An 18,637-nucleotide genomic window follows, 5' to 3' on the forward strand; every position below is an offset into this window, starting at 1 on the left:
CTGGAAATCTTGGCTATTGGCTCTAGGTTCTTGACTCTAATTAACAAAAAGAAAAATGGCAAAACGTACAGATATAAAAACAATTTTAGTAATCGGTTCAGGACCTATCATCATCGGCCAGGCAGCTGAATTTGATTACGCAGGAACGCAGGCTTGTCTGTCTTTGAAGGAAGAAGGCTACAAGGTAATTTTGATCAACTCAAACCCTGCAACGATCATGACGGATGTGGAAATCGCTGATAAAGTATATATCGAGCCGATTTCATTACAGTTTGTAAGCCACATCATCAGAAAAGAACGTCCGGATGCATTATTACCAACTCTTGGAGGCCAGACAGGTCTTAACATGGCGGTAGAACTGGAAAAATCAGGAATTCTTGAAGAATGCAAAGTGGAAGTTTTGGGAACAAAGCTTTCTGCCATCAACAGAGCAGAAGACAGAGACCTTTTCCGTGAGCTGATGAGAGAACTGAACGAACCGGTTCCGGAATCTGATATCGTAAACACGGTAGAAGGAGCCCTTGCTTTCGCAGATGAAATCGGATATCCAGTAATTGTTCGTCCTGCATTTACCATGGGAGGAACCGGAGGTGGTATCGCTTCTACAGAGGTTGAATTGAAAGAGATTGCTGAATTGGGACTAAAACACAGCCCTGTTACACAGTGTCTTATTGAAAAATCAATCGCTGGTTTCAAAGAAATTGAATATGAAGTAATGCGTGATGCAAACGACAACGCCATTGTAGTTTGTAACATGGAAAATATAGATCCGGTAGGCGTTCACACAGGAGACTCTATCGTAGTAGCACCTTCTCAGACACTTTCAGACAGAGAATATCAGCTGCTGAGAAATGCTTCCCTGAAAATCATCAGAGCGTTGGGAATTGAAGGAGGATGTAACGTACAGTTAGCTTTAGATCCACATTCATTCGACTACTATATCATTGAGGTAAACCCTAGAGTATCCCGTTCATCAGCACTAGCAAGTAAAGCAACAGGATATCCGATTGCAAAGATTGCTGCAAAAATTGCTGTAGGATTGACTCTGGATGAAATCATGAACCCGGTAACAGGAAAAACATACGCATGTTTTGAGCCGGCTCTTGACTACGTAGTAACAAAATTCCCAAGATTCCCATTCGATAAATTCGAAACAGCAGACAGAAGACTTTCCACTCAGATGAAAGCAACCGGTGAAGTAATGGCAATCGGAAGAAACCTTGAGGAATCTTTACAGAAAGCCATCCGTTCATTAGAAACAGGAATCAAACATTTAGGATTAAAAACCAAGCAGGCTCAGGCACTTACTGCTGAAGAAATTGAAAGACGAATCAGAGTATGCGACGATGAGAGATTATTCATCATCGGGGATGCTTTAAGAAGAGGATACGACTGGGAGCAAATCGTAGAATGGAGTAAAATAGACAAGTTCTTTATCTGGAAACTGAAAAAGTTAGTGGACTTTGAAAAAGTAATCGCTGCAAACAAATTCGATAAAGAAACATTAATTGAAGCTAAGAGACTAGGTTTCGCAGATATCAATATTGCTGTTCTTTGGGATGTAAAAGAGCGTGAGGTTTTCAACTTCAGAAAAGAAAACGGAGTAATGCCGGTTTACAAAATGGTAGACACCTGTGCTGCTGAATTTGAATCTGAAACCCCTTATTTCTACGGAACTTACGAAGAAGAAAACGAAAGTGTTGTTTCAGACAAAGAAAAAATCATCGTACTGGGTTCAGGACCAATCAGAATCGGACAAGGAGTTGAGTTTGACTACGCAACCGTTCACTCAGTATGGGCGATCAAAGAAATGGGTTATGAAGCGATTATCATCAACAACAACCCTGAAACAGTTTCTACAGATTTCTCTATCTCTGATAAACTATACTTCGAGCCGCTTACAGAAGAAGATGTAATGAACATCATCGAACTTGAAAAACCAAAAGGAGTAGTAGTACAGTTCGGAGGACAGACTGCCATTAACCTAGCAGATAAATTAGCCTCTCACGGAGTACAGATCTTAGGAACTTCACTGGAAGATCTTGACAGAGCTGAAAACAGAGACAAATTCGAAAAAGCACTTCAGGAACTGGGAATTCCTCAGCCAAAAGGAAGAACTTCCACTTCGAAAGAAGAAGCGATAAAAATTGCCAACGAAATCGGTTATCCGGTATTGGTGCGTCCAAGCTACGTTCTTGGAGGTAGAGCGATGGAAATTGTATACGCAGAAGCAGAACTGGCCCACTACATGGAAAATGCAGTAGAAGCCAGCCCTGAACACCCTGTATTGGTAGACAAATACATGGTAGGAAAGGAAATTGAAGTAGATGCTATCTGTGACGGTGAAACAGTAGTGATTCCAGGAATTATGGAGCATATCGAAAGAGCGGGAGTTCACTCCGGAGACTCTATCGCGGTGTATCCTCCACAGAATATCTCTCAAAGCGAGATTGAGACTTTGGTAGACTATACACAGAGACTGGCAAAAGGATTAAAGGTTATTGGATTAATGAACATCCAGTACGTTCTTTTCGAAGGAAATGTTTATGTAATCGAAGTAAATCCACGTTCATCAAGAACAGTTCCTTTCTTGTCTAAAATCACAGAAGTGCCAATGGCGAACCTTGCAACAAAGGCAATCTTAGGACAAAAACTGAAAGATTTAGGACATAAAAACGGATTGGTTCCAAACAAAGAAGGCGTATTTGTAAAAGTACCGGTATTCTCTTTCTCTAAACTAACGAAAGTGGATATCTCTTTAGGCCCTGAAATGAAGTCTACAGGAGAAGTTATGGGGAAAGATACAACCCTTGAGAAAGCACTTTATAAAGGATTGGTTGCAGCAGGAAGAAAAGTTCCTATGCACGGATCTATCCTGTTCACGGTAGCAGATAAGCATAAAGATGAGGCAGCAGCTCTGGCAGCAAGATTCCATGAAGTAGGATTCAGAATCTGGGCTACAGAAGGTACTGCGAAATTCTTTGAAGAAAAAGGAATTCCTTGCAAAATCGGATACAAAATCGGAGAAGAAAGTGTAAATCTTATCGACCTGATCCAGAAAGGAAAAGTTCAGTATGTTGTAAATACCACAACAAAAGGTAAACAAGCTGAAAGAGACGGATTCCAGATCAGAAGAATGAGTGTGGAAAACGGTGTTCCTTGTTTAACGTCAATGGATACGGTAGAAGCAATTCTAAAAGTAATTGAAAGCATGAGCTTCAAAATGGAGACGATGTAATTCGATTAAAATAAATATTCTAAACCTCATAGATTTTTGAAATCTATGAGGTTTTTTTATGCCCAAACCTAATAAAATAATACCACAAAAGGGTAATTGACATACGATTTCATACAGAGTACTTTTGGTACGTCATAACAAATGAAAGTTTGATAATACAACTTTCATTATATGTAAAAACTCACTCACTAACCTCAAAAAACTATACAAATGGAACCTAATCAATGTACAAAGCTTCTGGAGGGTGGAATTTATACCACTTTGAATGTCGTAAAAACAGGTAATTTTCTTTATGATCTGAAGAAATATTATGAATCCGAAAAATTCAAAGATGATTTTAAAGCTAAGAAATTTTCATTTGGTTTTGAAGCAATTGATCCTACATCAATGGTTAAAAATGTCTTAAACCTTGGAGCTTCCGACGATGAAATTAATAATTTTCAGGAGAAGGTTAAATCACTGGAAACGATTACAGTCTCACAATCATTCTTTGATTCTTTTAGTTTACATACGCCCAATAAAGATGTTATTGAGGGATATGTGAAATGCTTAGAAGTTCAAAATAATAAAAAAGGATTATCAACAGTGGTTCAGGAAGGAGATGAAGGAATAACCATTTATATTTTCTATAACAAAATATCAAGTACGGATCCAAGCCCTGTTGTTGAAGATTATAAAATAACCAACGGGATAGAAATAAGCAAAAGCTTTAATAAAGGCGGTATCCTTGATGACAATAATTCAATTACTTTCAAAAGAAGCGACCCGTCCAAAGATATTTTCTTTTTCTTAGACACAGATAAGGGACCTGTAAACTGTTTATTAAATGGGCTTCCTAGTGGATTTAACAAAGATTTTCCTGTAGGGACAATACTTTGCTCCTATTTAAGTTGGGAAGAATTTCAGGAAGTGACGAAAAATAATCTGACAAATCCTGATAAGAACTGGAATAGCAGATATTCAAAATGGGCACCTTGTGACGGAAGAAGAATTGATAGTACTTGTGGATTGGCACGCGCTGCACAAAATTTGAATAATGTCCCGGATTTAAGAGGTGTTTTTCTACGTGGAAATAATATATTTGATTCAAATGAAGCTGGAAATGGTATTCCTCCAGTTCCTCAATATCAAAAAGACCCTTCTGACAATAGGGTACGTGGTAGTATTCAGAAGGATGAGTTTAAGGAACATAATCATCAAATTGTACAACAAACTTTCGGAGGCGCAGTGACAACACCTCTGGCAGTTTCGGGAAATACTTCCGGAGCAGATGGAGATCTTGATGGCTCACAAATTGTTAGTGGTTATGATAGGACTACAGTTCCTTTAATTATTGCCAACGCAGGAGGAACAGAAAACCGGCCAAAAAATATGGCTATCAATTATTTTATAAGAATAAATTAATAACAAAAGCGATTAAAATTATTACTTCCAATGAGCATAAAGTCAATTACGATAGGATTTCTGTGTTGTATTTTGTTAGCAGTGCTTTCAGGATGTTCCTGGTTAACTGATTTTTATATTCAAAACCTGACCGACTCAAAAAAAATAATAAAGATCAATTACACTTATCCCATCTCAAAAGCAATGGATAATGAACCCGGCAGCATTGGATTTAATTATGAACATGGAATACTTTCACCACGGGCTTTTTATAAAATCAAAAATCCAAAGTCTCTTGAAAAAATAGAAGTGAGAGATTCTTCCATTGTCCTTGAGCTTTATCCCAATTCAACAACAAAAATTTACAAAAGCCATAATGGAAGCTGGAGATACAGGATTAAAAGTGTTGAGATTGATGGAACAATATTTTATCCTGAAAAACTGAAGGATAAAAGCAGGTATATCAGTAATCATTATGTGTATAAAATTAATTAGAAGTTAAAAGGATTTAATAAGAATAATCTGGAAATGATTTAGACCTGATAGATTTTTGAAGTCTATCAGGTTTTTTATTACGATAATAAAAACTGCTTAATGAAAACCTGAACGCAATTGATCAAGGAAAATAAGATAACTCCAAGTAATTATCAATCATTTTTATTATATCGGCTTAAAAATACATTTATGTTTACCGAATTATTTATAAATTAGAGCGTTAAAATTCAAGCTGTTATTATTATTTAAAAACTAATAAAAATTCCACCAAATCAAAATATAACCATGGCAGAATATTACGCAAAATCAAGCAATTCTTTATCTTTTGAGGTTATAAGAGAAGAAAAATTAATTGGAAAACTTATCTATACTAGCTGGTTTAAATTTAATGCTGTTATTGAAATTGCCGATGGGCAAACTTATCAGGTGGAGCCAAAAGGTTTTTGGGGAACAACCATTGAGCTTAAAGATCATGAAAGAGTTCTTCTGAAATTCAGAATGAACTGGAACGGAGAAATTGTGGTGCAGACCTATTTTGACGGAGTGAAGAATGGTTATCTTTTCAAACACAGAGGTATTTTTAAAGAATCATTTGTTCTTACTGACCAGGGCGGCGTTGAGTTGATGATTATAAAGCCCCATCTGAAATGGACCTCTATGAATTACGAATATCAGATTACGATCTCTGCTGCCTTTGAAACCTTTCCGGAGAAAGAAATTGTGTTAATTAATGCATTACACTGCGCCAACTACTATATGTCTATGATGGCTTCTGCAGTGATATAAAAGATAATGTAAATGCTTCTGACGAAGGAAGAATTTCATTAAAGATAATCAGAAAAATAAATTCAAATATAAGACACAGTCTGTATAGATTGAAATAATTCTAATGCATTAAATAGTTTTGTAATCCCTTAAGCTTTCACAAGTACCTTCATTTCATCGTACCGGCTGCAATTATCTCTTGTATCTGATAATCAGCAGATTTATTTTTTTATGCTTACCGTTGAACATAAAATCACCCTAAAGGGGGATGGTAAACATAAGGTTTTGTATCTAAATTTGTTAGATAAAGATACGGAAACTCATTGAATAGCTGATTGTAGAAATATTGTCATATAAATTCAATCTGACTGAAAAAATACTAAATTAAAGAGATTAATCAACACAAATTATTACCATGAAAAGACAAACTCTGATAATGTGGATGTTACTTTTTATGTCCACCTGTATGTTTTCACAAAAAATCCAGATTCGTTTAGATAATGATCGTTCTTTTTCATTTGATAACACTGTTTTTGACAAAAGCATTTATAAAAAAAATCTGGAAGAGGCTTTTATCATTGCCAACGCTGTTTTTAATTCAGTGGAATTTCAATCTTTATATACTGAAAAAAAATTTCCGGGCTGGAATAGATGCAAACCTGAAAAATGTAAGCCCTCAAAAAAAGATTCCACCAAAATTGCAGGTACCGCAATCTATTCAAGATTATATCAAAAAGATAAAGTTGATTGGATAGTCTACTTTAAAGAGAAACACAATTCGGCATTGGGATCTACTTGTCCTGATACAGGAGTAACGACAGCCTACTATAAAAATATTATTGATGATATGCCGGAATTACCCTTGTCCTATGCTATTGCTGTGAATCTGTGCCACGAATATATGCATCAGATTGGTTTTTGCCACCTTTTCAATAAATTTGATGAAGATGATAAAGAAACTCCTGATCGGAAAGGATATAAAAATGATATTTCCTACAGAGTTGGCTGGGATGCTTATTATATCCTTAAAGAATGGCTGAAGATGGGTAAAAAAATAAATGGACTGTAGCATTTCAAAAACCAAATAGTATGAGAATATTGAAATATATACTGATCTTATTTCCTTCATTTGTGTTTTCACAAATGCTCGTTAATCAGACGGTTCTACCGAAGAATATTCAGATCGGGGTGGCTGCAAAAGCGATCATAGAATTTCAGTACGGTACTCCCAATATTCGTTTTGGGATAAGCACCGGAATTGGGTATATGGCTTTTAATTCATTGCTTCCCGCTCTGAATGCCGAATATACAATCAGTTACGGAGGTTTGAGTACGTATCAGGATAGCATCAGGAAACGCTTTTCAAGTCAATTGACGGGTTCATTGTCATTAACCTCTGGCTTCAACAATGAATTCAGGAACAATTCTCTGGAATATATTGCAAACAGGAATAAACCGCTTTATTACTTTACTGACTTGACTCAGCCTTCATTACAGAATCCTTTTAATTCTTCATTTACTTTTGGAACCAACTGGGTTTATCATCTTTCTGCCAACATTCCAAAATGTAAACGTAGACAAAGAGTAGGGTTTTTAGGTTTTAAAATAGACAATTTTCAGTTCGGATATCTTAACGATGGCGGATGGCCAATTGCAAAAATTGGCTTGGGAGACAAAGAGGATAGATATTATACCGGTGGTGGATTTGTCAATATCAATTTACCCATGGATCGTAAAATCAATAATATTAATGCAGGTTTCTACAGGTTTACGGGATATTCAGAACTTGCTTTTGATACAGCGGATGAATTTCTTTTCGGATATGTGGATTATGCTGATCCAAAGCAGAAATATTTTAATCATGGTTTCTGGAATTTCGGGATAGGAAATGCGGAACACTGGAATGGATTTATAAGGCTTAATAACGTTTACAATTTATCCGAAGTTCAGAATATAATCCATTATCTCACAAAAAGCTCTTATCACCAGAACCAAAGACCTTTTTATATTTCAGCAGGCGGCTCATATATTATGTCTAATCTTAATCTGTCCAATCATGAAAAATAGTACATTCCTACTCCTCTTTCTGCTTTCTTTGTTGAGTTGTAAAAGTTTTTATAAACAAACCGAAAAAGAAGTTAAAAGATTAAGTGAGAACGAAGAGATCAGATTCAAAGAGCTCAGCTTATCCAATTTCAGGGTCTATACCCGCCAAGTGAGCAGATATTATACTAAGAAATCATTCTACGGAACCAATAATCCCAACAGATATTCAGAAGTAAAAACCAATGATGTATTATACTTGGATCCGGTGAAATATGAAAAACTGGAACAACAGTATCTATTTATTGATACGGTCAAAAATGATAATGGAGAAAGGAAGGTTATTTTCATAAGCACTATTCAGCCTTATAAAAGTAAAAAAAAGCTGAACTACGATTACCCTTTGTTTGATAAAGAAGAATATATCAATATTAACTTTTTTAATTTTTTTAAATTGGGTTATTTAGATGAACATCAGTCAGTAATTACTTTTTATAAGGATTGCTGTCACAAAAGTTATTGGCATTTTAAAAGAAAAGAAGATGGTTCGATACAAATGCAGAGTATTGAATTTGATGAGGAGACAAGATTCGGCAGCGCCAATAAAGAATTCTTTTTAGATAAAAAAACATCTATGCCAATCGAATACAAGCCTTTACAGAATTTCAAGCTCATTATCAATAGTGACCTGATCAGCTCTTCGGAAGGCAAGTGCAGTACTGACATTGCAAAAGAAAATAAAATTTACTTTGATGAAATTAATAAGAGAATGTATTTTCACTTCAATACATATTTTGATTATGAAAATAAGTATAAATGGTTGTATTTTAAAGGGGATAGGGTTCTTAATTACTGGATAGATAAATAAAAAGGTTTTGTGTAAAGAAAACCTTTTTATCATTTCACTGCTTCGCATATCAATGTCTGTTATCACAATTTATCGGGAAATCCTTCTCTTTTTGATCTAAAAAGCTAATAGAAGGACAGCCAAAAGACTGGGCAATGAATCCAAAAATAACAGGAGGTTTTCCTTTGAAAAGATGACCTGTATATTGGAAAATATTGGCTTCATCGGCGTCTATACCGTACAGAGGAAGAAATTCTCCACCATCACTTCCTGCAAGACTGAATGTCTTCTCCGCAATTTTTTCTTTACGATCATTGATGACAACCAGTTTACGATCTACAATATTTCCTTCTTGAAGATAGTCCTGCAGATAATAGGTCAGGTTCTCATATTGTGCCTGATAGGTTTTTCCCTGAACTAATTTTGATTGGGTAAAATATTTTTTTGAAATAGCTGCATCAGCTTTTTGCCATTTCACAGCTTTCATTTTATTGTCTACGAAAGGATTTTTATTCCCAAAATAAGCGATGGCATTATTGTATCGGTCGTAGTCTGTGGTTTTTTGGTGAGTGGCTACCTGAAATCCCATCATATAAGAATCCGGATCTAAATCTTCATCATCTGAATAAGGACTTAAATAAGCTACAGCTTTTAATTGGCTGATCGGCATTCTTTGAAGTTTGTTAGAGCCATATTCATAAATATACAGAGAATCATTTTCCGTGAGCTGAATTCCGTTGAGCAGTTTTTTTCTGCTGGGTGCATCCAGTTCAAAATGCTGGCGTTCCTCATAGGTCATCTGCTTCTGGTTTTTCATAATAGCTGCAGGAATTGGCTGCTCTCCTTTATAGATGTCTGAAACAGAAATGAAAATATCCATATCAGTATTCTTTTCTGCGGATGAAATGATGGACAGACTGAAAATATTAAAATCGGTATAATTAATTTTCTCTTCAGTTTTTACCGTTTTTATAGAATCATTCGATGTTTTTATTTCTGTAGTCACTGTTTTTTTCTCTTCTTTCTTACAGCATACAACAGCCAATGGCAAAAGTAAAAGAGCAGCAACCGTTTTGGGTTTCATGATCTTTTTTAGCATTAAAGTGTTTATCATATTTTAATTCATTTTGTAATAAGGCTCTGAGAAATATTTGCTGGGTTTAATGTAAGCCATCTTTCTCTCAGCATCAAAGATCCAAATGAACCTGCGGAGCATATCGGCGCCCAGATAACTTACATTTTGTGTTTTCAGTTCTCCGGAGAAATATCCTGCTGAAACATCTTTAAACACACTTTTTCCCAATTTAAAATAGGGAAGAACAGCTTGTTTGGTCGTTAAAGTTTTACCTTCAGAATTCTTTAGTGTTTTCTCTCCTGTTACCTTTAGCTTTTTCTCCAGATGTTTTTCTTCAGCAAACTCATTGCTGTAAAGAATAGCTCCGGAAAATCCGGATTGTAGAACAAAATAAGCCTCCTGCTGTTGATTTCCATCCAGGATATTATCTGCGGCCAGATAAAAGCTGTCATGATCCAGGATGATGTTAATAGGTTGGTAATCTTTTAGATCCGGCATTTTGTCATAGATCACAAACTGGTTGTTATCGTAATCTATTTTAAATGCTTTACCTTCAAAAATTCCGGTTCCGATTTTTCCGTCTGCCTCGTGACCCGTTAACTGATTGTCAAAAAAACGTGCATTCTTCTGAGTGATTTTTCCAATTTGTACGGTATTGTGGTCACTGAGTTCTTCTTTGTTGAAAACAATATGATCTGCTTTCCGCTTACTGTCGGGAGAAATTGAATACTCTTTCATGGCGATCTGGAACATCAGATCCAAAGAATCCTTTTTGTTGACAAGGGTCTTGACAATGATATTATTGTGCTTTGTGATCCGGAAGGGTATGGTCTGCTGTGCTTTCATCCCATAAAATCCGGCAGAAAGCAGTATAAAAAGTACTGTTCTTTTAAGCATTATCAGTGATTAGTGTTTTAAAACTTTAAAATTACCTATTATCTTTGGAAAAGCAAATACTAAAATGAAATGGTTGAAAAATTGCATCAAAGTGGAATCCATTGGGAAAAGAAAGAATTTAAGCGAAATGATTTCCTGAAGATTTCGGGCAGTGCAGATACCTCTATTTATTTTATTGAAAAAGGAAGTGTGCGGATATTTATGATGGATGAAAATGAAGAAAGGATCATTCGTTTTGGATATACCGGAAATATTATTGTCAGTCTGGATTCCTTTTTATCAGGAAAACCTTCCGATCTTTATATTCAGGCGATTAAAAAAACAAAAGTAAAAATGGCTTCGAAAAAGGATTTTTATGAGTTTGTGCAATCAGATGAGAAACATATGAATTTCTGGATGAATATCCTGGAAGATCTCGTATTACAGCAGCTTGAAAGAGAAAAAGATCTGCTCATCAATGCGCCTGGTGAACGCTTTGAAAGGGTTTTAAAACGAAGTCCGAAGCTATTTCAGGAGGTTCCTAATAAATATATCGCCAATTATCTGAGAATGTCGCCGGAAACTTTGTCCAGACTTAAAAAATCTTGAGTTCAATCAAGATTTAAGAACATCCGGATCAGCATATTTGTATAAAAAAATAATGAAAATTTCAACCTCAGAATTACTGAATGAATTAACAATTAGGACAGAAGGGCATTTACACTTTGCTGAAATGTTGTCTGTAAAGCCGGAACATGATCTGAATTTCAGAACTTCAGCAGAAAGCTGGAGTACATTGGAATGTCTGGAACATCTTAACCGATACGGAGATTTTTATATTCCTGAAATCAGCCGGGCTGTTTCTTCCGCCGGAAAGTCTTCCCAATCCTATTTTAAACCCGGAATTCTTGGAAATTATTTTGCTAAAAGCATGCTTCCCAAAGAGAAACTGAATACAATGAAAACGCTTAAAGCCATGAATCCGATCCACAGCAATCTGGATAAAAGGGTAGTGGATATATTCATTAACCATCAGGGACAATTACTTGAGTTATTGGAAAAAGCACAATATGTTGATCTGGAAAAGACAAAAACCCATATCAGTATTTCAAAACTGATCAAACTGAAGCTTGGAGATACTCTCCGTTTTGTTATTTATCATAATGAAAGACATGTTGAACAGATAAAAAAAATTTAATGCATTAAAAAGAATATATGATTTCCAAAAAGCTTAATTTTAAACGAATGGAAATGATACACCAAAAAAACATATCCACCCCATTGGGAGAAATGATCGCCTGTGCTGTAGATCAGGGAATCTGTCTGCTTGAATTTACAGACCGGAAGAGTATTGAGAGACAGCTGACGGCTTTATCAAAGGCCTTAAAAGCAGAAATGGTAGAAAAGGAACATCGTCATTTTGTGCAGCTGGAAAAGGAATTGAAAGAATATTTTGAGGGAAAAAGAAGTCAATTTGATGTTCCGTTATTTACTACGGGAACAGAGTTTCAGGAGAAGGTCTGGCAGCTGCTGCGTGAAATTCCGATGGGCGAAATAAGAACCTATAAACAGCAGTCAGAAATATTAGGAAACCCTAAGGCAATACGTGCTGTAGGAACAGCCAACGGAATCAATAAAATTGCTATTTTAATTCCCTGCCATCGTGTGATAGGTTCAAACGGTGAGTTGGTAGGCTATGCCGGAGGAATCTGGAGAAAGCAAAAGCTGCTGGAGCTGGAAAAGGCTATTTTATTTTAGAACTATGAAAAACAATTTATTCTTATTTTGTTTTTCATTCCATCCAACTTATAAATGAGAAAACTATTAACAAAAGTAAATTGTTCAATAGTTGATATTTTACTTTTTGCAGGCACTTGGTTAAAAAATATCTTCATAGAAAAATATCGGTTAAAAAAAATTAACGAAGTTTATGAAAGCTGTTTTGTTTTGATTTTTGTAATTTTAAGCAAAAATTTACACGTGAAAAAGTTAATAATAGCAGTTTGCATTTCAGTTTCAGCATTCAGTTTTGCTCAGGATTATTCTGTACCGGCGGCAAGTCCTCGCCAAAAAGTAGAGCAGCAGTTTTCAATGTCCAAAATCACCATTGATTATGGAAGACCGGGAGTGAAGGGGCGTAAGATCTTCGGAGAATTGGTTCCTTATGGCCAGGTTTGGAGAGCAGGAGCTAATTCTTCTACGAAAATTACTTTCGGACAAGCCGTTAACTTCGGTGGGAAAACAGTGCAGGCGGGAACATACGGATTATTTATCGTTCCTACAGAAAAAGAATGGAAAGTAATCCTGAATAAAGATTTTCAGCAATGGGGAGCTTATACATACGATCCTAAACAGGATGTAGTAGATGTTACTGTGCCGGTTAACAAGCTGGCTGACAAACAGGAGTGGTTTGAAATCACTTTAAATCCTACTGATGAAAATTCAGGTAACCTGGTAATCAAATGGGATATGGCTCAGGCAGAAGTTCCATTGAAACCATCAAAATTAGACACCGTAATCAAGATTTCCGACAAGTTGAAAGAAATCAAGAAAATAGAATCTGATTCTACTAAAAAGAGCTAAATAATGAATTTTTCTGTTCAGCCTGTTTTAGAGAATGAAGAGTTTCAATTAATCCCCTTACAGCAAGGGGATTTCGAATCTTTGTATGAAGTAGCTTCTGACCCGAAAGTATGGGAGCAACATCCCAACAAAGATCGTTACAAGAGAGAAGTTTTTGAAAACTTTTTCACGGGAGCTATGGAAAGTAAAGGTGCTTTCAAAATTATAGAGAAAGCAACCGGTGATGTATTGGGAAGCAGCCGTTATTATGATTTTGATGAAGGAGATAATCATATTTTCATCGGATATACTTTCTACGGAACAAAATCATGGGGAAAAGGTATTAATCCTCAGGTTAAAAAGCTGATGCTGGATTATATCTTCCAGTTTGTAGATAAGGTTCACTTCCATATCGGAAAAGAGAATTTCCGTTCGCAGACAGCTTTGGAAAGATTGGGGGGACAAAAAATATCTGAAGAAGAAGTGGCTTATTTTGCAGAGCCTTCAAGAACCAATTTTGTTTATGAAATCAAAAAAGAACATTGGACATGAAGAAATATAAAATCCAACAATCACCATTTGTAGTGCCTACTACAGACGGAAAACTGATAGAAGAACATTGGGGAAACTCTACAGGGAATTCTACTATTTCTATTGCCCATATGATAGCACCTCCGGATTGGAGTGAGCCTCACCAGACTCCTGAATTTGATGAGTTTACCTATATTATTTCAGGGAAAAAGCAATTTGAAATAGACGGAGAGATTGTTGTTCTTGAAAAAGGACAAAGCATCCTTATTGAAAAAGGAGCAAGAATCCGTTACAGCAATCCGTTTTCAGAATCTTGCGAATATCTTGCAATTTGTCTTCCTGCATTTTCTATGGAGCTGGTGCACAGGGAAGAAGAAGGAGTAGATTAACAGAATTTCAAAAATATAAAAAAGGCAAATCCGTAGATTTGCCTTTTTTATATTTATTTTAAAATTTCTTTCAGGAACATAAGGGTGTGATTCCATGCTCTTTTGGCCATTGTTGGGTTGTAATCCGGTGATTTCGGATCTGTGAAAGTATGTTTGGAGTGGGCATATGTGATAATCTGCCAGTCGGCATTTCCTTCATTCATTTCTTTGATGAGGTTGTTGTAATCATCAGGAGTTACACTTTTATCATCCGCAGGATTTTCAATAAGGATTTTAGCACTCAATGCTTCATTTTTTCGGCTTTGATCTCTGCCCAGACTTCCGTGGATAGAAACCACACCTGCTACCGGAAGATGTCCTCTTGCGGATTCTAAAGCTCCTGTACCTCCAAAACAATAACCAATAACAGCTACTTTATCAGAAACTGCTCCGTTTTTCTTCAGTTGTTCAAGAGCCAGCGAAATTCTTTTCTGGTATTCCTGAAAATTCTGTTTGTAATACCCTGAACTCTTTGCTGCAGATTCATTGTCAGTGGGAATTTTTCCTTCACCGTAGATATCCGCGATAAAAGCAATATACCCTTGCTTTTCAAGTTCAATGGCTGCTGTTTTAGCTTCTTCGTCAATACCTTTCCAGGCTGGAAGAATCAGTACTCCGGGCAGTTTTTTACCTGCATTGGAAGTGACGAGGCCATTCAGTTTCTGTGAACCGTCCTGATAGGAAACAGGTTTAAGTTTCTGGCTGAAAAGGTTTCCCGAAGCCGTAATCATTGCAGTTAATAAGATAGAACGTATCATAATTAATGGTTTGTGAATTAGTAGGTTGTAAAACAGATTAAAAGTAAGAAAATATTTAAAGAATCAAACCTTTACTCCCAATTCATTCAGTTCTTTTGTTAAATCTGTATCCGGAAAAACCTGAATGGTAATGAATCCCAGCGATTTTGCCATTTTAATATTCTTTGTATTATCATCAATGAAAACCGATTCTTCAGCCTTGATATTGTATCTGTCTAACAGAACATGCCAGATTTCAGGATCTGGTTTGATCAGTTTTTCTGTTCCTGAAACTACAATTTTACCTTCGAAAATCTCGAAAAAATCATAGTTTTCCAGGGCGTAAGGGAAGGTTTCTTCGGACCAGTTGGTCAATCCAAATAGCTTATAATCTGTATTTTTAAGTTTTCTGAGAACTTCAACGTTTTGCGGAATATCGCTTTTCAGCATTACTGTCCAGTTGTCATAGAAAGCGCGGATTTCTTTTTCCCACTCAGGAAATTTCTTTACCTGAATTTCTGTTCCTTCGGCAAGGCTTCTTCCTCGGTCCTGTTCAATATTCCATTCATCCTGTGCGATATTTTCAAGAAAGTATTCCATTTTCTCGTCATCATTAAAATAATCTTTGAAATAATATCTCGGATTCCAGTCCATAAGTACTCCTCCGAAGTCGAATATGATATTTTTTATTTTCATACTATTTAATATTGTTGTGAGTTACTGCTATTTTTATGAACCATCTCGTCAAAAAATTTTTAAATTTTCGCCACCCCTCCAGAAGAGGGGAATGATCACGTCTTCAGTTGTAATCATTGTGAAAAACGGAAATGATTTTGTATTTTTTATTTATTCCGGTCTGTAAAACTGGTACTGGCCGTCTTCATAATAAGCGTTGATATGCTGAAGTCCGTTGGTCAGAATAATTTCCTTTGCTCCGATAACAGAATTGTATCTGGCGGTTTGCTCAAATGTTTTTTCCGTTAGTTTGATCTGCGGAGCTTTACATTCAATCAGAATGACGGGTTCTGCTTTTTCAGTAACCAGCAGGTCAATTCTTTTGGTAAGACCATTCAGAACAATCTTTTTTTCGGTAATCAGAGCCGATGTGGAGTAGGATTTTACGATAAGATAATAATGTATCCAGTGCTGTCTGACCCATTCCTCAGGAGTGAGCAGAAGATAAGTTTTGCGAACCAAATCATAAATAAAAAACTTATCTTTGTCTTTCTTGAATTTAAAATCAAAAGTTTCCTGAAAATTCAGTTTTGGAAGTTCCATTAATAAGATGAAAGAATTAGATTTAATCCTCAAAAATATTAAAAATAAAGAAGTTTTACCTATTTATTTTTTCCACGGAGAAGAAGCTTACTTCATTGATGTTGCGGTAAAAGCCCTTGAACATAACTTTTTGGAAGAAGATGAAAAAGCTTTTAACCAAACCGTTACTTACGGAAAAGATACCTCTTACCAGGAAGTTCTTTCTCTGGCAAGACAGTTTCCGATGATGGGAGATAAGCAGGTGATTATTGTGAAAGAAGCTCAGGATTTACGATTCAATGAAGAGGAAAACAGAATTCTGGAATCTTACGTAGATAACCCTGTTCCTTCTACAGTTTTGGTTTTTGCTCATAAGCACAAGAAGCTGGATAGCAGAAAAAAGGCGGCCAAAGCCCTGGATAAAGCCAAAGCCCTCTTCCTGAGTGAATCTGTAAAGGAGAGCCATCTTCCGAAATGGATTTCGGATGAATGTGCAAAGCTTAAAATCAATACAGCTCCCAATATTTCTCATCTTCTGGCAGAATATCTGGGGAATGACCTTTCAAGAATTGCCAACGAACTGAACAAACTGAAGATGATTCTTAAAGAAGGAGAAATTCTTGACGGAACAATTGTTGAAAACCATATCGGAATCAGTAAAGAATACAATATTTTTGAGCTTCAGAAGGCTTTGGGAACTAAGAATGCCAATGCTGCTTTTAAAATTGCTCATTTTATGGGTAAAAATCCGAAGAATAATCCTTTTGTCATGATGCTGGCAAGCCTTTACAATTATTTTTCAAACGTTATTATTTATCAGACGATGGCAGGACAGTCTCCGCAGACGATTGCTTCACAGATGGGAGTGAATCCTTATTTTATTAAAGACTATGCAGAAAGTGCCAGGCTTTATCCTCTGAAACATGCCACTAGAGTCATCTCTATTCTCCGTGAATTCGATATGAAAGGAAAAGGACTGGGAGCCGTAAATATGGGAGAAGCTGAGCTGATCAGAGAACTGGTGTACAAGATCATCAATGTAGACAAGATTAAAATGAAGGTGTGAGGCGAGCGATGAGCTAGCGGGATGCAAGGTGCACAATTTGAGGTATGATGGTAAAGGAAATGAAAACAGAAATGTTAAATTTACACCAACCCGAACCTCGGAACAGCTACCATTGAAATTCAACATATCAGATATTGACAAGTATCATTAAAATAACTTTAAAAAGAAATTAAAAATTCCGAAATTAGCGGTCTAATTCAAATTAAATCTTTTCGAACAAAGCAAATTATGGAGCAAAACATTTTAGATTGTGTGATCGTTGGATCTGGGCCTTCTGGTTTCACAGCTGCTATCTACGCAGCAAGAGCAGACTTAAAACCTGAATTGTTTACAGGTTTGGAGCCGGGCGGACAATTAACTACAACTACGGAAGTGGATAACTTCCCAGGGTATCCAGCCGGGATTACAGGTCCTGAAATGATGATGGATCTGCAGAAACAGGCAGAAAGATTTGATACCAAAGTTCATTACGAAATGATCACTAAAGCTGAATTCTCCAGGGAAGCAGGCGGTGTTCACAAATTATATGCAGGAAACAAAGAGATCCTTGCCAGAACAGTAATTATCTCTACAGGAGCTACTGCAAAATATTTAGGGCTTGAAGATGAGAAAAAATATGCAGGCGGTGGTGTTTCAGCTTGTGCTACGTGTGACGGTTTCTTCTATAGAGGAAAAGACGTTGTGGTAGTAGGAGCAGGAGATACAGCGGCAGAAGAAGCTACTTACCTTGCAAAACTGTGTAAGAAAGTAACATTGTTGGTGAGAAAAGATGTTTTCAGAGCTTCAAAAGCAATGGTTCACAGAGTGGAAAGTACTCCGAATATTGAAGTGAAATTTCACCATGAATTAATCGGGATTGAAGGAGAAAACAGCCTTGTAGAAAGAGCGGTAATCATCAATAACCAGACTCAGGAGAAATCTACAGTAGATGTGGAAGGGATCTTTATCGCCATTGGTCATAAACCAAATACGGATATCTTCGTGGGTCAGGTAGATCTTGATGAAAATGGATATATCGTAACTGAAAAAGGTTCTACAAGAACCAATCTTCCTGGAGTATTTGCGGCAGGAGATGTTCAGGATCATATTTACAGACAGGCTATTACAGCTGCAGGAAGCGGATGTATGGCGGCAATGGATGCAGAGAAATATTTAGCTGAATTACACTAATCTTATTTAGCTTATACAATACAAAGCGTGCCCTATGGGTGCGCTTTTTTGTTTATTTATGGATTCTTTTTTAACACAACGTATTTTATTATTAATTTTTTGTCAGGTAATCGCAAAGAAGTCAATTTTTTCTAATCCTATCTATAGTTTTTAAGGCACAAGAA

Annotated in this window: 20 protein-coding genes; 15 read left to right on the top strand and 5 right to left on the bottom strand. The window is 36.2% G+C overall.

What is annotated here, in order from left to right:
- Nucleotides 1–55 precede the first annotated feature (55 nt).
- The 7 genes from carB to BW946_RS00645 all read left to right on the top strand — a co-directional run bounded on the left by carB (nucleotide 56) and on the right by BW946_RS00645 (nucleotide 8,792).
- Nucleotides 56–3,238 carry a carbamoyl-phosphate synthase large subunit gene (gene carB, locus BW946_RS00615; RefSeq protein ID WP_076594323.1) on the top strand — a complete coding sequence of 1,061 codons (3,183 nt, stop codon included), beginning with the start codon at nucleotides 56–58 and terminating at the stop codon, nucleotides 3,236–3,238.
- Nucleotides 3,239–3,448: 210 nt separating this feature from the next.
- Nucleotides 3,449–4,642, top strand: a complete 1,194-nt coding sequence (locus BW946_RS00620; protein ID WP_076594324.1) for a hypothetical protein — start codon at nucleotides 3,449–3,451, stop codon at nucleotides 4,640–4,642.
- A 30-nt stretch (nucleotides 4,643–4,672) separates the two neighbouring features.
- Complete coding sequence (locus BW946_RS00625) at nucleotides 4,673–5,116, top strand: hypothetical protein (protein WP_076594325.1); 444 nt, start codon at nucleotides 4,673–4,675, stop codon at nucleotides 5,114–5,116.
- A gap of 285 nt (nucleotides 5,117–5,401) precedes the next feature.
- A complete protein-coding gene (locus tag BW946_RS00630; RefSeq protein ID WP_076594326.1) occupies nucleotides 5,402–5,902 on the top strand; it encodes a hypothetical protein in 501 nt (166 codons plus the stop codon).
- 394 nt (nucleotides 5,903–6,296) lie between these two features.
- Nucleotides 6,297–6,950: a hypothetical protein gene (locus tag BW946_RS00635; RefSeq protein ID WP_139325943.1), complete on the top strand. Its 654-nt coding sequence runs from the start codon at nucleotides 6,297–6,299 to the stop codon at nucleotides 6,948–6,950.
- Between the two features lie 20 nt (nucleotides 6,951–6,970).
- Nucleotides 6,971–7,948: a polymorphic toxin type 23 domain-containing protein gene (locus BW946_RS00640; protein WP_139325944.1), complete on the top strand. Its 978-nt coding sequence runs from the start codon at nucleotides 6,971–6,973 to the stop codon at nucleotides 7,946–7,948.
- Nucleotides 7,938–8,792, top strand: coding sequence for a hypothetical protein (locus BW946_RS00645; RefSeq protein ID WP_076594329.1), 855 nt, complete (start codon nucleotides 7,938–7,940; stop codon nucleotides 8,790–8,792). Before BW946_RS00640 ends, BW946_RS00645 begins: the two co-directional genes overlap by 11 nt.
- A gap of 49 nt (nucleotides 8,793–8,841) precedes the next feature.
- Here the strand turns inward: BW946_RS00645 and BW946_RS00650 are convergent, their stop codons facing one another.
- Together BW946_RS00650 and BW946_RS00655 are read right to left on the bottom strand one after the other, a co-directional pair.
- Complete coding sequence (locus tag BW946_RS00650) at nucleotides 8,842–9,855, bottom strand: hypothetical protein (protein ID WP_076594330.1); 1,014 nt, start codon at nucleotides 9,853–9,855, stop codon at nucleotides 8,842–8,844.
- A gap of 33 nt (nucleotides 9,856–9,888) precedes the next feature.
- Nucleotides 9,889–10,743, bottom strand: coding sequence for a hypothetical protein (locus BW946_RS00655; protein WP_076594331.1), 855 nt, complete (start codon nucleotides 10,741–10,743; stop codon nucleotides 9,889–9,891).
- Nucleotides 10,744–10,812: 69 nt separating this feature from the next.
- Here BW946_RS00655 and BW946_RS00660 point away from each other — a divergent pair, with 69 nt between their 5' ends.
- The 6 genes from BW946_RS00660 (at nucleotide 10,813) to BW946_RS00685 (ending at nucleotide 14,204) form a co-directional block, all read left to right on the top strand.
- On the top strand, nucleotides 10,813–11,331 hold the full coding sequence (locus tag BW946_RS00660) for a Crp/Fnr family transcriptional regulator (RefSeq protein ID WP_076594332.1): 519 nt from the start codon (nucleotides 10,813–10,815) through the stop codon (nucleotides 11,329–11,331).
- Nucleotides 11,332–11,383: 52 nt separating this feature from the next.
- Nucleotides 11,384–11,920, top strand: coding sequence for a DinB family protein (locus BW946_RS00665; protein WP_076594333.1), 537 nt, complete (start codon nucleotides 11,384–11,386; stop codon nucleotides 11,918–11,920).
- A gap of 47 nt (nucleotides 11,921–11,967) precedes the next feature.
- Nucleotides 11,968–12,480, top strand: a complete 513-nt coding sequence (locus BW946_RS00670; protein WP_076594529.1) for a methylated-DNA--[protein]-cysteine S-methyltransferase — start codon at nucleotides 11,968–11,970, stop codon at nucleotides 12,478–12,480.
- A gap of 222 nt (nucleotides 12,481–12,702) precedes the next feature.
- Complete coding sequence (locus BW946_RS00675) at nucleotides 12,703–13,305, top strand: DUF2911 domain-containing protein (protein ID WP_076594530.1); 603 nt, start codon at nucleotides 12,703–12,705, stop codon at nucleotides 13,303–13,305.
- 3 nt (nucleotides 13,306–13,308) lie between these two features.
- Entirely contained in the window at nucleotides 13,309–13,836 is a 528-nt protein-coding gene (locus tag BW946_RS00680; RefSeq protein ID WP_076594334.1) for a GNAT family N-acetyltransferase, read from the top strand.
- Nucleotides 13,833–14,204: a cupin domain-containing protein gene (locus BW946_RS00685; RefSeq protein WP_076594335.1), complete on the top strand. Its 372-nt coding sequence runs from the start codon at nucleotides 13,833–13,835 to the stop codon at nucleotides 14,202–14,204. Before BW946_RS00680 ends, BW946_RS00685 begins: the two co-directional genes overlap by 4 nt.
- 53 nt (nucleotides 14,205–14,257) lie before the next feature.
- Here the strand turns inward: BW946_RS00685 and BW946_RS00690 are convergent, their stop codons facing one another.
- From BW946_RS00690 to BW946_RS00700, 3 genes are all read right to left on the bottom strand, one after another.
- Nucleotides 14,258–15,001: a dienelactone hydrolase family protein gene (locus BW946_RS00690; RefSeq protein WP_076594336.1), complete on the bottom strand. Its 744-nt coding sequence runs from the start codon at nucleotides 14,999–15,001 to the stop codon at nucleotides 14,258–14,260.
- 63 nt (nucleotides 15,002–15,064) lie between these two features.
- Nucleotides 15,065–15,676, bottom strand: a complete 612-nt coding sequence (locus BW946_RS00695) for an HAD family hydrolase (protein WP_076594337.1) — start codon at nucleotides 15,674–15,676, stop codon at nucleotides 15,065–15,067.
- Nucleotides 15,677–15,826: 150 nt separating this feature from the next.
- Nucleotides 15,827–16,258 carry a type I restriction enzyme HsdR N-terminal domain-containing protein gene (locus BW946_RS00700; protein ID WP_076594338.1) on the bottom strand — a complete coding sequence of 144 codons (432 nt, stop codon included), beginning with the start codon at nucleotides 16,256–16,258 and terminating at the stop codon, nucleotides 15,827–15,829.
- A gap of 7 nt (nucleotides 16,259–16,265) precedes the next feature.
- Between BW946_RS00700 and holA the strand changes: the two genes are divergently transcribed.
- Nucleotides 16,266–17,303, top strand: a complete 1,038-nt coding sequence (holA, locus tag BW946_RS00705) for a DNA polymerase III subunit delta (protein ID WP_076594339.1) — start codon at nucleotides 16,266–16,268, stop codon at nucleotides 17,301–17,303.
- A 228-nt stretch (nucleotides 17,304–17,531) separates the two neighbouring features.
- Nucleotides 17,532–18,473 carry a thioredoxin-disulfide reductase gene (gene trxB, locus BW946_RS00710; protein WP_076594340.1) on the top strand — a complete coding sequence of 314 codons (942 nt, stop codon included), beginning with the start codon at nucleotides 17,532–17,534 and terminating at the stop codon, nucleotides 18,471–18,473.
- The last annotated feature ends 164 nt before the right edge of the window (nucleotides 18,474–18,637 follow it).

The organism is Chryseobacterium sp. RU33C (assembly GCF_900156015.1).
GTDB classification, from domain to species: domain Bacteria; phylum Bacteroidota; class Bacteroidia; order Flavobacteriales; family Weeksellaceae; genus Chryseobacterium; species Chryseobacterium candidae.